The sequence below is a fragment of the Photobacterium sp. TY1-4 genome (genome assembly GCF_025398175.1).
GTDB lineage: Bacteria > Pseudomonadota > Gammaproteobacteria > Enterobacterales > Vibrionaceae > Photobacterium.
The window spans coordinates 2,061,781-2,076,429 of record NZ_CP099734.1; the positions used below are offsets into that span (position 1 = coordinate 2,061,781).

Below are 14,649 nucleotides of genomic sequence, written 5' to 3' on the forward strand. Positions count from 1 at the left end.
ATAATTGCTATTATGTATTGATGATACATAGGGAAATCAAAGCGATATGACGAGTACAGTGAAAGAAACAACCGATCTTGCCCCCGTGCGTATCGAGGGAGACACACCGACCCTTCGCCTGTTCTCACTGCTGGAAGCCATTGCAGAGAAGGACGAATTTTTCTCGCTGCAAAAACTGGTGGAAGAGACCGGGCTGCCGAAGCCGACCCTGCACCGGATGCTGCAACAGCTCGAAACCGCCGGAATTATTCAGCGTGACGGGGATGAACGACACTACAGCACCGGTGCCCGGCTGCGGCGTCTGGCGGAGAAGCTACTGCTGAACAGCACCACCCACAGCGCCCGGCATGCGGTGCTGGCCCAGCTGAAAGAGGAAGTCGGCGAAAGCTGCAACCTGACCGCCCTCTCCGGCGGTGAAGTGATTTATGTCGACCGGGTCGAAACCGAGGCCCCGCTGCGGTTTTATCTCCACCCCGGCTCAAGGGTGCCGGTCCACTGCTCCGCCTCCGGTAAACTGTTTCTGGCCAGTATGAGCAGCTCCCAGCGACGCCGACTGCTGAGCAATGTCGAGCTAACCCAGTACACGGAAAAAACCATCACCGATTTCGACGCGCTGGAAACCGAGCTTGATGACGTCAAACGCACCGGCTATGCCATCGATAACGAAGAGTTCCTGCCGGGCCTGTTCTGTGTTGCCGTTCTGGTACCGGTCCCATCCGGACGATCAAACCTGGGCATTGCGATCCAGGCACCGATCATGCGATTAAAACCCGAGCAAGCGCTGCACTTTCTACCTGCGCTACAGCGCGCGGCAGAAGCCCTGGCCAGAATTGAAGCGGAAAGCTGGCCGGAATAGCACGACCGGCAGACTTCAACAAAAAAAGGCCACGCTCCGAAAGGAACGTGGTTCAGGTGCGTGGTCCAATTGATGGGCTCACGATCATCACAGCGCTAACTCAACGCCGCACCCGGCTGCGGGCGTGTGCAGCAACAATCAGACGATTGACCAGGACCTGCTGTTTGGTCGCCGCGGCGGATTTCAGTTCACGACGCAGCCGGCTCAGCTCACCATCCAGGTACTTGGCCGTTTTGGTTCGGATCATCGCCTGCAGCACCTTAGTTGCATTATCCGGCAAGGGTTGGCGCAGCGCCCAGCCATAGCTGTAATCCGGTTGTCCGGCCCCCTGACCTGCGGCGGTAGCCAATCCGGATGCTAAATCATGGAACGCTTCCGCATCCAAAGTTGGCTCCGTCTGCTCAGGTGCTTCTTTACGTGGTGCCTCTTGCTCAGGTGGTTCTTTGCAAGGTGCTTGTACATCGCCTTCCCGTCCCAGCCGCTTGTAGTATTCCGTCACAATCGGCGAGGCGTGGTACGGCAACTCACCTTCTTCGTACAACAGCGGGCCGACTTCTTTGGCTAATCCGGCTTTGGCTTCGAGCACAAAGGTACTGGCATTAGTGGCTTTACCGGCATTCGCTGCCGTGACCTCCGGCTCGGTAAAATAAACCATCGCTTGTTGCTTGGCCCGAGTCATCGCCACATAAGCCAGACGCCGCTCTTCTTCAATATCCGCCCCGATACTGCCGGAATATTTATTCAGATATGGAAAGGCATCTTTGTCCCAGAACGGCAGGTATACCCGGTCGTATTCACAGCCCTTGGCGCGGAAGATCGTGGTGAGCTGTACCCCGCGCGCACCCGCTTCCCTGTCGTGATTGACCGATTGCTGGGTATAGTATTCAAAATATTGCAGCGCTTTTTCGCACGGCTGATCCATGGTGTCCAACACAGTCGCCACACTATCGAGCCGCTCCACCGCTTCTTCAATCTCGGTGGCGGTGGCTTCGGTTTTCCAGATCCAGTTATCCAACCCGCTTTCGTTACGGTACTGGTTAAACACTTCCAGCGCTTTGAAGCTGCCTTTGCGTTGCAGCCGCACCAGCAAGTCCAGCCGCTCAATGAGATTTTCAAGCTTGAGGTTGCTGTTGGCTTTTTCAAAACGACCGATAAAGGTCAGCCACTGACCGCTGTCCATCCCGGCCAGCTGATCGCACAGCGGGCGCAAGGTTTTGTTCGGTACATAACAGTGCGGGAAGCTCATCAAATTGAACAGCAACTGCCCTTTGTTCGGCACCGGCCACTGGTCATAACGGCCGGTCGCCAACGACATCAGCTCGATCAGTAGTTTCACTTCCCGGCTGCTGGCGAGCACAGACGGCACCGGCATGTGATACGGCACCTGCTTGCTGAGAAATGCCAGCTCAAACAGCAAGGTCTGCGACCAGCGCCGGACCAGAATCGCCTGCTGAGACGGATCGCCCCCGGCGGCCAGATCTTTCTGGATTGACTGGGCAATTTCGCCAACCTGACGTGACGTGCCGCATACCTCGATGCGGGTATCATCCACCCCGGTATCCGAAACCGTCAGAAAATCATGGAAGCGCTGCTTGTTGTTGGCGATCAAATGGCTGGCCGACAGCGCCAGACTGTGGCCGAAGCGGAAGGTTCGCGACAGGGTGTACGTTTTCGCCGGGGCAAAATCCTGCTCGAAGTTGAGCATAAACTGCGGCGCGCTGCCCCGCCATTTATAGATACACTGATCGACATCGCCCACGGCCAGCAATTGGGTCTGCGGGCCGAGCAACTGCTTGAGCAGCCGGTACTGGGCGGTGTTGATGTCCTGAAACTCATCGACCACCACCAGCTTGCAATGTTGGTGATAATGGCTGCGGATCGCCTCATTGCTTTCCAGTAGCTTGACGGATTCCACCAACCAGTCATCAAAAAACAGTACTCGGTGCTGTTTGCGCAGGGATTCGAACTGCTCAAATCCATCGAGGATAAACAGATAGTCCCGGCTGATCTCCGCCAGCTGAAACACTTCGCGTGGCGGCAACATATAGGCTTTGACCAGACCAATAAAGCTCAGCAACAACTCGATGGTTTTGGGATCTTTGATCATCTGCTGGCGCTGATAGTTCTGCTCTCCGGCGGCAATCGAGCGCAACACCTGCTTGACCAGGGATTTATCACTCTCGCCGCTTTGATAATCGACCCGAAACCCCGTCTGGGCCAGAAACCCGGTCTGGTTGAGCAACCGAAGACAGAAACTGTGAAACGTGTGCACCGGGACCGCTTGCCCGATCCCATGATCCCGGAGCTTCTGCTGGAAGTCGGTCCTGATATCACGGTTGAACATCAACACCAGCATTTCCGAAGGCGGAATGTGCGCCAGCTTTTGTTCGATCAAGCCCACCAGTGTGGTGGTTTTACCGGTACCGGCCCCCGCGATGCACAGGGCGTTCCCTGCATCGTGGTGGATAAATGCGATCTGCTCGGGGGTATAGCGGGTCATAGGAACGATAGCCTGATCGTGAATAAGAAAATTAAACGAGAAAACAGGAGATTTTGCCACAGGCGCAGCGATTTCGCCTGACAAAAATTTCATTTGTCTAAGATGTAACCACGCATCTGACAGGCCCGGTGAAAATATTTGCGCAAACGTTTGCTTTAGTTGCTGAAAGCCGCCTGAGCTTCTGCTATGATCAGCGCCACTGGCAGCGGAAGCCGCTATTTTGTTGCTTATTCAGTCACGCTTTCCTGCCGGTTTGACTGTATCCCGACTCTTGAAATAGGAATTCACCATGAGCCTTGCCGATCAAGTTCTCGCTGTAAATGATGACCTCCCGATCCGTACTGACCAACCTGTTCACAGTGGTAAAGTGCGCTCTGTCTACTGGTTGACTGAAGCCGACAGCCGCCGCCTGATCAAGGAAAAAGGCTACAACGTCCAGCCGGATGCGCCACTGGCCATCATGGTGATCAGTGACCGTATTTCTGCCTTTGACTGTATCTGGCACGGTGAAGGTGGGATGAAAGGCGTTCCGGGCAAAGGGGCTGCCCTCAATGCGATTTCCAATCACTGGTTCCAGCTGTTTCGTGACAACGGCCTGGCCGACAGCCACATTCTGGATATTCCGCATCCGTTTGTCTGGATTGTTCAGAAAGCCAAACCGGTGAAAATCGAGGCGATCTGCCGCCAGTACATCACCGGTTCAATGTGGCGCGCCTACGACAAAGGCGAGCGTGAATTCTGTGGGATTGAAGTCCCGGAAGGACTGACCAAAGATCAGAAGCTGCCTGAGCTGCTCATCACCCCATCAACCAAAGGGATCCTGAAAGGCATTCCGGGGGTGCCGGAAGCTGACGACGTCAATATCTCCCGCCGTAACATCGAAGAGAACTTTGCCGCCTTCAATTTCTCGTCCGCCGAAGATATCAGCCGTTACGAAACCCTGCTGAAAGAAGGCTTCAACGTCATCAGCGACGCGCTGGCCAAACTGGATCAGATTTTCGTCGATACTAAGTTTGAATTTGGTTACGTCACCGATGCCGAAGGCAAAGAGAAACTCATTTACATGGATGAAGTCGGTACGCCGGACTCATCACGTATTTGGGATGGCACAGCCTATCGTGACGGCAAGATTGTCGAAAACTCAAAAGAAGAGTTCCGCCAGCTCCTACTCGACTATTTCCCGGATCCGGACATTCTGCTGAACAAAGATCGGATGGATGAGCGCGAAGCCCTGGCGCGTGATAATGCCCTGCCGCAAGAAGTTCTGATGCAGGTGTCCAAAGTCTATACCGGGATTGCTGAAAAAGTGACCGGGCAGCCAATCCACCTGAGTGACAATCCAAAAGCAGAAATCATTGATATCTTGCGTCGAGAGTATGATTTGATTGCAGAATAAGGTTTCAATTCTGTTAAAAATGGCGGCATTATTGCCGCCATTTTTCATTTTGTTGCATATTTAAACGCCAACAAATCGCCGAGATGAGCAACAATCCGCTGACATTGCACGCAATATCGTTCAAATTTTCATCAAAAAATGACCTAGCACAAATAATTCATATTCCATGATCACATATTTTGAAATCTTTGATTAACATCCCTGTCCGCGCAAGGGGACAATACACCTCACCATGTGCTTGTTGAGGTCTCATTCTATGAAGTTCAGCCATAAGATTGTTGCAACATCTTCTGCCATCTTGCTTGCTGCCCTATCTCTGCTTTCTGCCAACCAATATTTCAAAACCAAAGCTGAAGTCCAGTCGCTTGTCGTACACAGCATTGATGAAATTGTTTCCGGTATGAGTAATACGGTCAACGCGGAGCTCAACAGCAGTAAATCGCTGGCCCGCTATGCCACCAGCCTGATCGAACAGGATCTGTCGAAGGCCAATATCCAGACCGTGCTGAACCAGCCGGCCATTCATGATGCCTTTCTGCTGGCCGGACAGGGCTTTGAGCGTGACGGCAGTTACACCAGCAGTGATCCGAACTGGAACCCGGGCGCCAACTGGGACCCTCGTAGCCGTCCTTGGTATAAGGCCACCCAGCAAAGCCGTGATTTAATCATCACCAAGCCGTATCCGGATACGCTGACCAAAGAAATGCTGGTGTCCATCGCCACCCCTTTATTTGATAAAAACCAGTTTGTGGGCGCAATTTTCTTTGATGTCAGTCTGAGTGGCCTGGCAAAACTGGTCAATCAGGTCTCGCTGTTTGATGCCGGTTATCTGTTTATCGTCGATAACCACGGCACCGTGATTGCCCACCCGAATGCCGATTTCAACGGCAAAAGCATGTCTTCTTTCCTGGGGAATCTGCCGATTAGCAAGCAACCGACGACCCTGACACAAGACGGCAAACAGCTGAATGTCTCCTTCACCCAGATTCCGGGACAGAATTGGTTCGTCGGTGCCGTCCTGGATGAGAGCCTGGCGTTTGCCGCAGTCAATAAGCTGAAAACGGATTCAATTCTGTACTCGGCAATTGCGTTGATCACCGGGATTATTGCTCTGCTTCTGCTGATCAAAGTGCTGATGCGCCCGATCCAGGATCTCAACGATGCCATTCAGGATGTCGCGTCGGGTCATGGTGATCTGACCCGTCGTCTGGATACCAATACTGACCAGGAGTTTGCGGAGCTGGCGAAAGGTTTCAATGCCTTTACCGACAAGCTGCAACGCCTGATCATCGAGTCCAAATCACTGAGTCAGGAGATTCTGCACAGCACCGAGCAAACTGCAGCCGGGGCGAAACAGTCTGCGGATGCCATGTCTTCACAAATGCAGGAGCTGGATCAACTCGCGACTGCGATGCATGAAATGGCCATGACCTCCGCCGATGTCGCCAGCAATGCTCAACAGGCAGCTTCTGCGGCCCAGGCGGCTGAATCTTCAGTCTCGGAAGGCAGTCAGATTGTTTCCCATACCACTGCGGCGATCCACGACTTGTCGGCTCAGATCGACCGCACCGTAGACGTCGTCAAGCAGTTGGAAAGCGATACCGGTAACATTGAGTCCATCTTGCAGGTGATTAACGAAATTGCCGATCAAACCAACCTGCTGGCCCTGAACGCCGCGATTGAAGCCGCCCGCGCTGGGGAATCCGGTCGTGGCTTTGCTGTGGTTGCCGACGAAGTCCGAACGCTGGCCCAACGCACCCAGGAATCGACCACGGAAATTCGTCAGATGATTGAGCAGTTACAATCCGGCGCAACGACGGCTGCCAATGTGATGGGTGAAAGTAAGCAAACCGCAGCTAATACGGTCACCAAAGCTCAGGAAGCGGACGAAGCGCTGAATCAAATCAATGTCGCCATTGAGAAGATCAACGAGATGAACCTGCAAATCGCCTCGGCAGCCGAAGAGCAAAGCCTGGTTGCGGAAGAGATCAATACCAATACCCTCAACATCAAAGAGCTATCAGTCCAGGTCGCGGATGGCGCCGAAAACACCAATCAGGCGATGGAGCAGCAAATCCGTAAAGTTCATCAACAGGAAGAAGTGATGAGCAAGTTTACGGTCTAAAGACCCTACCCCGAAGACCCAAAAGCCACGATGTTGCATCGTGGCTTTTTTTGTAGCCTCGTGATACCAACCTGCTGCCTTTGATAGAATGTTAAGCCTATCTGATGCAGTGACCAACATAACTTTACAAGCACTCAGCGCTTCAATGCGGCCTCCTCTCATTTATTGTCTATAGTTTCTACATACACCCCTGTCTTGAAATGGTGACAACAATGAGAGAGTTTTTTGTATTGTTCATTTATCTTTCTTCACTTCTGCATAGCGCTATTGTTCATGCTGATTTTGGTGTGGGAAAGTATGAAAAAGTACCACGTCACATGTATTTGGGATTGAGTTACTCATTTGTCGATGTAAAGGTAAATATTAATGACGGCGATTCAACGTCTTTTGACAGTTCGCTATTAGGTCTAACAATCGGTTATCAAGCCCATACAAATTTTTCTGTAGAGTTTAGAGGCTATGGCAACATCTCTGATGATGAGATATCAAATACAACTGTCGAAGTCAGCAATAACTTTAGTTTAATGGGAAGAGCCCTTTTACCATTGGATGAAAATTTTAAGATCTACGCACTTCTAGGATACGGTAAAGCTAAAGGCAAATTAGGAGGGCAATCAGAAACCGAAAATGAAGTTCAGTATGGTGTCGGGATGGCTGTAAACGAAGGTCATCCAGTCGATCTCGAAGTTGAATGGGTTAAACTTTTTGATGATAACTTTAACCTATCAGGAGTCAATTTCTCAGGGGAAAGCATTAATATCAACTTGGTTTATCACTTTCCTGGTACATAGCTTCAAATCACAACATTCACATACGCCCCCTGAAAGCTTTTCCGATTTTGACAAGTGCGGTAGGATACCGACTTTAAATCAAGGTGTTTTAATGATCTTTACTCAGGCAGGATATTGGCAAAGCTCACAAAAGTTGTGAACGTGATATTGTTTTTAGAACAACACCTTGCCTTGGTAACCCTCTCCCGTGGATACTGAGCCTCTATGTGACGAAATCGATGCCATAGATGTACTTATGATATGGTGATTCTGGCGGTTTCGGAGTCAGACAGTTCTAATGTGCAAAGCCTGATGATGTGGATTTCATGTCATCCGTTAGCATTCAAGAGAGACTTATGAAGTATTCAATATTTTTAATCATCCTTCTGTCGTTTCAATCTTTTGCGCTTGAGCAAGCAGATTTTATCCCTGAAAAAACAGAAAAAAATGGATATGTCGAACCTTTTCAGATGTTTGATGATCTGTACTACGTGGGAGACAAATGGGTATCCGCCTATTTAATCACAACGTCAGATGGACTTGTTCTCGTTGATTCCTTAGAAAGCCCCTACGGGCGTTGGATCCCTGAAAATATCGAGAAACTCGGACTCAACCCAAAAGATCTAAAATACATGATCATCACGCATGGGCATTCCGACCACGTGGGTTCTGCAGAATATATTCAGAGAAAGTATGGGAGTAAGCTAATCATATCCTATGAAGGTTCCCTGTTGGCAAAATCTCAATCGGAGAAATCCAAAGGGAAAAGTCAATTTATGCCACCAAGGGTCGACAACATCGCTCAAGATAAAGACGAATTAATCGTTGGAAACAAGCGGTTCAAATTATATTTGACGCCAGGACATACAAAAGGAACCCTTTCCATAGACTTTTCCGTTCAGGACAAAGGCATTGAACATAGGGCATTCATTGTTGGTGGTAATGGCACCAATTTCAATGGCCTGGACTTGGCTGAAAAATACGTTCAAAGCGTAGAGAAGATTAGGCGCATTTCACAAGCTACACCAGCAGTCGAAGTCAACTTGGCAAGTCATCCCCATATGGCTCAGATTTTTTCGCGAAAAGCTAAAGGCTCCGAAGAAATGAATCCATTTATCGATGAAGATGGGTTCCAAGAATTTCTGGATGTCCTTGAAGCACGTGGCGCAAAAAAGTTGCTAGAAGAACAAAGCAAATAATGCAAAGAAATCAACCAATTTCACACCTACAACACCGAGCGTGCTAAAGCGCGCCGGTGATTGTGCCTTTCATAACGCAATGTTTACCGATTGAAGATGCACTGTTTTATGAATCAACAACTTGCCTTGATGGTCCTCACCATGGATACTGAAGCTCATTTTAGCAAAATCAATGCCATAGACAGATTTAGACATAATGGCTGCCGGTGTGTATGAAATCAGACATACCCCGTTGGAAAAGCCTGATGAGGTGGATTCCACGTCATTGATGAGTTTACAAGGAGGATTTCAAACATGGAAAGTTTGATTCAGTATGCTGGTATCGTTGCATCCATATGGATAGTTCTTGGTATTTATATCGCTTCCCTCTTCTATCCCAACTACAGCCATAGCACACAATTTTGTAGTGAGCTGGGTGCATTGGACAGCCCCACGCAGAAGTTGTCGCCAGCAATCAATAATTATCCCCTGGGTTTTCTTTTCATTGTATTTGGCTACTACCTTGTATCGACCCACGCCGCTTCCGTCGTGATCGTTGCAATCGGCTCAATGGTCATTGTTCATGGCTTATGTACGTGGGTTTGCGGATTTTTCCCGATGGATGCGGACCCTTACACGGCAACCCCATCGACAAGTTGCAATATTCATTCATACTCTGGCGCGATCATGCTGCTTTCATTCATCATTGCTCCAGCTATCGTCATTTTTTCAAGTTCGTTCCCATTCTCGCTCCGGACAATTTCCTTTGTTTGCCTGATTAGCAGCTTGTTCTTTTCATACAAACTGAGTTTAGCTTTCAAAGCCAAGACGAATCCTGGTCTGCATCAGCGGCTGAGTTATGGCTTTCAAATTTTATGGCTGTTTGTTTTTTCTATCTTTGAGATAGCTTAAAAGCGAAACTACGCATCATCACAATCGCCACGTGGCCGGAACAAAATAGACGTGATTTCGTCATCAGACTGACCCAATGTGACAAGGGCCTGGTGAGGGGGGGTAATCCCTCCTGAAAAAGAGCATCGACTCAGTCAATAATTCTTGATTTATTTTCACTACAACAGTATTCGGAAGCACACCCTGCCCCGATATTCTTCGCCATATTGAATCCGGTGATCGCAAATCCGACATCCTGATAAAGTTTGAGGGCTCGCTGATTATGATAAGCCACTCGGAGTTTGATCTGCGAAATACCAGCCAACGCAAGCTGACTTTCCAACATCGCTATCGCTTGTTTACCAAAACCCTGGCCACGATAACCAGGGTCAATATAGAAATCATAAATGAACGTCGATTGATCGGCGGCATGAATCGAATGCCAAAGATAGCCGACTAAACACACCTTGCCGTTGACCTCAGCATCAATACACAGCAGAGAATGATCGTTGTTTTCAAGGCCATTCGGGAAGCTTCGGCATAAATCCTTTTGGGCTAGCTCTACCGCTAAGTCCATGGAATGACCATAGTTCTTCGCAATCTCACGACTGTAGTCATCAATAAAATAGTCACAATAGGCGGGGTATTCAGCCTGGCGCATGTCCCTTAATACAACCATGTACCTTCCTTGCTCATTTTGTCAGATAGCCGATAACCGTAGCCAAAACGCTGTATGTTCTTTCGCCTCAGCTAAACGTACGGATATACAAGGATTCAACCTTGTCCCTCGCCCACTGCGTCTTGCGCAGGAACTTCAGGGAAGACTTGATGGATGGATCGTTGCTAAAGCAATTCACTTTGATCTCGTGGTATAAGCCATCCCAACCATAATGCTCGACTAAGCGTGTGAGGATCTTTTCAAGCGACAGGCCATGTAATGGGTTATTCGGTTGTTGCTGGCTCATGGAGCGGTTTCCTTTGTAAAATTGTCAATGCCGTGTCTGATTCAGGTGAACCGTCACAGACACAATTTCCGAATTTTACCAGAAAACGCCGTCAACCACGCGATTATCATCGCTCTCTTACTGTGTCACAGACGGTCAATGTCAGATTGGTCGACACTGCCTCAAGACGCTTCAAGTCCATCAACGCAACTTCACTTCGGCAGTTCAAACCAATCTTTCCACACCCCTGATCGCGCAATGGCTTCTATTGAAAAGTGGTCGCCCTGCCACTCAGTGAGTTTAATATTGCTATCAGTATGGCTTCCCACAAAGTCTTTGACGTTCGCCAATGACGTGAACTGATCCTGAGATGCATGGATCACATGCAGCGGAACGGTTGGGTGAGGTAAAACCATCGGTGGTATTGCTGAATTGATGATGGTTGCAGTTCGAAGCGCAGGATTACGTAGGTGTGAAAGGAGCGCATAAATCCCTTCACCGCCGCGACTATACCCAATGAGATCAATCTGAGCATGCCCGAAATGAGCGCTGACTTCATCCAGGTATGGCTTAAGAGCATCCGGCAACCAATGCGTGCCCGCCATACAACACGCAATGATCAATGGCTGCTTCAGTGAAAGATTGCCATCTCTGAGCAAGGTGGCAAACCCCGGATACTGATACTGGCCTTCAGCCCCTTGGCCGAATTCACCCGCGCCATGAAGGTAAACATATACCCTGTCGGTTGTCTTTTCTGCGCCATAAAGGATGGATTGGATGCCACAAACTTCCGGTAGCTCAGTCGATTTCATCTTCAGTCGCCCTGATTAAAAGTGCCAACAAACGCTATCAGAAAAGAAACCGGGGACACAGCGCCGAGCGGTGCATACAGTCAGATACATCCGGAACTTGGATGGATCATTCACTTCGATGATGAAGGTTCATGTTCGCCTTCACTCGACATCTCCGATTTCAGCCATTGCATGAACACCTGTAAGCGAGCCTTTTTCGCTGAATACGGATCGTACACGAAGTAGCGTTTCACCGAATTCGGATGCGGCTGGTCAAATGGGATCACTAACTCACCGGTATCAAGTCGTCGGCGACAGAGGTAGGTCACGGCGAGTGTGACACCATGACCACTTTGAACCGCATTTAGCGCCATATCCGTGCTGCTGACACGCGTCCACAGTTCATGGTGCTCAGAACCGTCAACGCCAGCATGTTCAAACCAGTGGTGCCAGCTATAGTAACCAGGGTTTTCCAGCGTCACAAGCCAGGTGGAGAGCAAATCTTGTGGCGATGCGAGCGCCAAAGTCTCCATCAGCCGGACCGAGCACACCGGATACACAAAATCTTCGCCAAAATAGTCGCAGGCAAGAGTCTTCGGGGTGTGTTTCTCCACATCAACCCCAAAACGGATCGCCAGATCGATATGCGATTGCTTGAGATCGTCAAAGCCAGGTGAGGAAACAATACGTACTTGAATATCAGGGTGTAACTCGGAAAAGCGCTGCAGCCGCGGCATCAGCCATAACGTGGTAAACGCCTGGGTTGAACTGATGGTCAACTCCCCTGCAACGTCCTCGGTATGAATGTGATTCAGTGTACGGTCAATCATTCGCAACGCCGGTTGCGCGCCATCAAACAGAGCTTGCCCTTGCTGCGTTAGTAACATTTGGCGGTTTTTTCGGATAAACAGCCGACACCCTAAGTCTCGTTCTAATTGCCGCATTTGCTGGCTGACGGCGGCCTGAGAAATACAAAGCTCTCCCGCGGCCAGGCTGTAACTGTTGTGTCGGGCCGCACATTCAAACGTCACAAGTAGATTGATATTTTTATACATTTTAGAATTCTGTCGATGTTTCACGAGCAAGCATTATAAGCATTGCTTATTTTAAAAGTCGATTTGTATCGTTGGCGTTCATTCATGCCGGCAAGCACAATCAATACAACAACCAAGGAATGGCGAGACAGCCACCGAGCCCCTATTGAGGAACCAAACGAATGCACGCATTTACCCAGCTACACCAGCAAGCAACCCCATTAGTCATCGGCAACGTCTGGGATGCCGCCAGCGCCCGTTGTGCAGAGCAAGCCGGCTATCAGGCACTGGGCACTTCCAGTGCAGCAATGGCCAGCCTGCTTGGGTATGACGATGGTGAACAGATGCCATTTCAAGAGTTGGTGTTTATGGTCCGGCGAATCGCCAGCGCAAGTTCATTGCCGTTGAGTGTGGATATCGAAGCAGGTTACAGCCCGGTGCCGGAAGTGATTGCGGATCATATTCAGCAACTGGCCGAGCTTGGCGTGGTCGGGATCAATCTTGAAGACAGCCGGGTGGAGACAAGCCGCAACCTTAGTGATGCTGATGAGTTTGCGAGCCTGCTGTTCAAGGTGCGTGAAATCTTGCAACAGCGCCAGGTGAACGTCTTTATCAACGTCCGCTGTGATGCATTCTTATTGGGCGTTGACGAGGCGCGTGCCGAAACCATCAAACGTGCACGGTTGTATCAGGCATCCGGGGCTGATGGCTTGTTTGTCCCCTGCATCACCCGAGCGGATGATATCCAGGCCGTCGCCGAGGCAATCCGGTTGCCGTTGAATGTCATGGCAATGCCGGATCTGCCGAGTTTTGAGATCTTGGCTCAGTTGGGAGTTAAGCGGATCAGCACCGGGAATTTTGCTTTTGAGCGGATGTACACGCATCTGAGCCATCAACTGACTACGATGAAGCAACACGGTTCGTGCGCAACGCTGTTCAGCTAATACGCACACCAAGCTCAGTAAAAAGAATTTGTGATAAGAACCAGCGAATAGAAGAAGTGTCCGTCGCGACACTTCTTCGAAACGCGGCAATGAAGCTGCCTTAAATTCGGGTTACTGCGCTCAAGCCGGGCTCTGCTCCCCTTCTCGCAGAGTCAGCACTTCCACGCCATCGGCGGTGACCAACACAGTATGTTCGAACTGGGCCGAGAGCTTTTTATCGCGGGTGATCACCGTCCAGCCATCGCGTTTGGTTTTGGTCTTTTCTGTGCCCTGGTTAATCATCGGTTCAATGGTGAACGTCATTCCCTCGCGCAGTACCAGGCCGGTATCCGGCAGGCCGTAATGCAGCACTTGTGGCTCTTCATGCATTTCCCGGCCGATACCGTGGCCACAGTATTCACGCACGACACTAAAACCAAAACGTTCGGCATGTTGCTGAATGGCGTGGCCGATATCTCCCAGCCGGGCGCCGGGGCGAACCATTCGGATCCCCTGCCACATTGCCTGATAGGTCACATCCACCAGCTTCCGGGCGATTGGGGTTGCTTCCGGCATCACATACATCTTGCTGGAATCGGCAATAAAGCCGTCTTTCTCCAGCGTAATATCGACATTGATAATGTCGCGCTGCCCCAGCTTTTTCTGCTCGCTCGGCATTCCGTGGCAAATCACTTCATTGATTGAGGTATTAAGCGCATAGGGATAATCATACTGGCCTTTGCTGGCCGGTCGGGCCTTCAGCTCGGCGGTGATAAATGCCTCAACGCGATCATTGATTGCCATGGTCGTCACGCCGGGTTCGATAAAGTCATCCAGCATGGCGAAAACCTGCGCCAGCAAGCGGCCGGATTCGCGCATCAAATCGGCTTCCTGAGCCGTTTTAATCACCACCTTATTCATGAACGGCCTCCATCGGCGGTACCACGACTTCCCGCAACAGCTTCTGAACCAACTCGTTATAGCTCAGGGTCGGATTCATCTCGGCCAGCATTCCCATTTTCACCCAGAACTCAGCCTGGGCGTTAATGGAGCGGGACATCACCTGACTGGCTTTACGGATCTCCTCGTGGAGATCATCTGAAATTTTCACGATACCCAAAACACACCACCTTGATACACTTCAAATATGATTTATATACGAAGTGTATATAAACAGTATATCAAGTGCAATGACGTATCATGGTGAACAGCCCAACAAAAAAAGGGTTAGCCGAGGCTAA

14 protein-coding genes are annotated in these 14,649 nt (G+C 50.1%); 7 read left to right on the forward strand and 7 right to left on the reverse strand.

What is annotated here, in order from left to right; all coding sequences use genetic code 11:
* The first annotated feature begins 46 nt into the window (after positions 1–46).
* Positions 47–856, forward strand: a complete 810-nt coding sequence (locus NH461_RS09755; protein WP_261600165.1) for an IclR family transcriptional regulator — start codon at positions 47–49, stop codon at positions 854–856.
* A gap of 100 nt (positions 857–956) precedes the next feature.
* Here the strand turns inward: NH461_RS09755 and NH461_RS09760 are convergent, their stop codons facing one another.
* Positions 957–3,356: an ATP-dependent helicase gene (locus NH461_RS09760; protein WP_261600166.1), complete on the reverse strand. Its 2,400-nt coding sequence runs from the start codon at positions 3,354–3,356 to the stop codon at positions 957–959.
* Between the two features lie 289 nt (positions 3,357–3,645).
* Between NH461_RS09760 and NH461_RS09765 the strand changes: the two genes are divergently transcribed.
* The 5 genes from NH461_RS09765 to NH461_RS09785 all read left to right on the forward strand — a co-directional run bounded on the left by NH461_RS09765 (position 3,646) and on the right by NH461_RS09785 (position 9,737).
* Positions 3,646–4,752, forward strand: a complete 1,107-nt coding sequence (locus tag NH461_RS09765; protein ID WP_261600167.1) for a phosphoribosylaminoimidazolesuccinocarboxamide synthase — start codon at positions 3,646–3,648, stop codon at positions 4,750–4,752.
* A gap of 256 nt (positions 4,753–5,008) precedes the next feature.
* The gene (locus NH461_RS09770; protein WP_261600168.1) at positions 5,009–6,877 is read left to right on the forward strand and encodes a methyl-accepting chemotaxis protein; all 1,869 of its coding nucleotides are present in this window, start codon (positions 5,009–5,011) and stop codon (positions 6,875–6,877) included.
* Between the two features lie 212 nt (positions 6,878–7,089).
* Complete coding sequence (locus NH461_RS09775) at positions 7,090–7,668, forward strand: porin family protein (protein WP_261600169.1); 579 nt, start codon at positions 7,090–7,092, stop codon at positions 7,666–7,668.
* Between the two features lie 335 nt (positions 7,669–8,003).
* Positions 8,004–8,846, forward strand: coding sequence for an MBL fold metallo-hydrolase (locus tag NH461_RS09780; RefSeq protein WP_261600170.1), 843 nt, complete (start codon positions 8,004–8,006; stop codon positions 8,844–8,846).
* Positions 8,847–9,140: 294 nt separating this feature from the next.
* Positions 9,141–9,737 carry a DUF998 domain-containing protein gene (locus tag NH461_RS09785; protein ID WP_261600171.1) on the forward strand — a complete coding sequence of 199 codons (597 nt, stop codon included), beginning with the start codon at positions 9,141–9,143 and terminating at the stop codon, positions 9,735–9,737.
* Positions 9,738–9,867: 130 nt separating this feature from the next.
* On the opposite strand, the gene NH461_RS09790 is transcribed toward NH461_RS09785, so the two are convergent.
* From NH461_RS09790 to NH461_RS09805, 4 genes are all read right to left on the reverse strand, one after another.
* Complete coding sequence (locus tag NH461_RS09790; RefSeq protein WP_261600172.1) at positions 9,868–10,395, reverse strand: GNAT family N-acetyltransferase; 528 nt, start codon at positions 10,393–10,395, stop codon at positions 9,868–9,870.
* Between the two features lie 67 nt (positions 10,396–10,462).
* Positions 10,463–10,681 carry a VF530 family protein gene (locus NH461_RS09795; protein WP_261600173.1) on the reverse strand — a complete coding sequence of 73 codons (219 nt, stop codon included), beginning with the start codon at positions 10,679–10,681 and terminating at the stop codon, positions 10,463–10,465.
* Positions 10,682–10,872: 191 nt separating this feature from the next.
* Complete coding sequence (locus NH461_RS09800) at positions 10,873–11,472, reverse strand: hypothetical protein (protein WP_261600174.1); 600 nt, start codon at positions 11,470–11,472, stop codon at positions 10,873–10,875.
* Between the two features lie 110 nt (positions 11,473–11,582).
* Positions 11,583–12,506 carry a LysR substrate-binding domain-containing protein gene (locus NH461_RS09805; protein ID WP_261600175.1) on the reverse strand — a complete coding sequence of 308 codons (924 nt, stop codon included), beginning with the start codon at positions 12,504–12,506 and terminating at the stop codon, positions 11,583–11,585.
* A gap of 161 nt (positions 12,507–12,667) precedes the next feature.
* Between NH461_RS09805 and NH461_RS09810 the strand changes: the two genes are divergently transcribed.
* Positions 12,668–13,429: an isocitrate lyase/phosphoenolpyruvate mutase family protein gene (locus NH461_RS09810; protein ID WP_261600176.1), complete on the forward strand. Its 762-nt coding sequence runs from the start codon at positions 12,668–12,670 to the stop codon at positions 13,427–13,429.
* Between the two features lie 120 nt (positions 13,430–13,549).
* On the opposite strand, the gene map is transcribed toward NH461_RS09810, so the two are convergent.
* The gene (gene map / locus NH461_RS09815; protein WP_261600177.1) at positions 13,550–14,329 is read right to left on the reverse strand and encodes a type I methionyl aminopeptidase; all 780 of its coding nucleotides are present in this window, start codon (positions 14,327–14,329) and stop codon (positions 13,550–13,552) included.
* Positions 14,322–14,528 (reverse strand): ParD-like family protein, encoded by a 207-nt coding sequence (locus NH461_RS09820; RefSeq protein WP_261600178.1) that lies wholly within the window; start codon positions 14,526–14,528, stop codon positions 14,322–14,324. The genes map and NH461_RS09820 overlap by 8 nt, the downstream gene beginning before the upstream one ends.
* Positions 14,529–14,649: the final 121 nt, after the last annotated feature.

What these genes read in the sequence shown, in the direction of transcription:
- NH461_RS09790 (WP_261600172.1), bottom strand. Translation starts at nt 10,395, where the DNA reads ATGGTTGTATTAAGGGACATGCGCCAGGCTGAATACCCCGCCTATTGT.
- NH461_RS09800 (WP_261600174.1), bottom strand. Translation starts at nt 11,472, where the DNA reads ATGAAATCGACTGAGCTACCGGAAGTTTGTGGCATCCAATCCATCCTT.
- NH461_RS09775 (WP_261600169.1), top strand. Translation starts at nt 7,090, where the DNA reads ATGAGAGAGTTTTTTGTATTGTTCATTTATCTTTCTTCACTTCTGCAT.
- NH461_RS09810 (WP_261600176.1), top strand. Translation starts at nt 12,668, where the DNA reads ATGCACGCATTTACCCAGCTACACCAGCAAGCAACCCCATTAGTCATC.
- NH461_RS09795 (WP_261600173.1), bottom strand. Translation starts at nt 10,681, where the DNA reads ATGAGCCAGCAACAACCGAATAACCCATTACATGGCCTGTCGCTTGAA.
- NH461_RS09755 (WP_261600165.1), top strand. Translation starts at nt 47, where the DNA reads ATGACGAGTACAGTGAAAGAAACAACCGATCTTGCCCCCGTGCGTATC.
- NH461_RS09780 (WP_261600170.1), top strand. Translation starts at nt 8,004, where the DNA reads ATGAAGTATTCAATATTTTTAATCATCCTTCTGTCGTTTCAATCTTTT.
- NH461_RS09785 (WP_261600171.1), top strand. Translation starts at nt 9,141, where the DNA reads ATGGAAAGTTTGATTCAGTATGCTGGTATCGTTGCATCCATATGGATA.
- map (WP_261600177.1), bottom strand. Translation starts at nt 14,329, where the DNA reads ATGAATAAGGTGGTGATTAAAACGGCTCAGGAAGCCGATTTGATGCGC.
- NH461_RS09760 (WP_261600166.1), bottom strand. Translation starts at nt 3,356, where the DNA reads ATGACCCGCTATACCCCCGAGCAGATCGCATTTATCCACCACGATGCA.
- NH461_RS09770 (WP_261600168.1), top strand. Translation starts at nt 5,009, where the DNA reads ATGAAGTTCAGCCATAAGATTGTTGCAACATCTTCTGCCATCTTGCTT.
- NH461_RS09765 (WP_261600167.1), top strand. Translation starts at nt 3,646, where the DNA reads ATGAGCCTTGCCGATCAAGTTCTCGCTGTAAATGATGACCTCCCGATC.
- NH461_RS09805 (WP_261600175.1), bottom strand. Translation starts at nt 12,506, where the DNA reads ATGTATAAAAATATCAATCTACTTGTGACGTTTGAATGTGCGGCCCGA.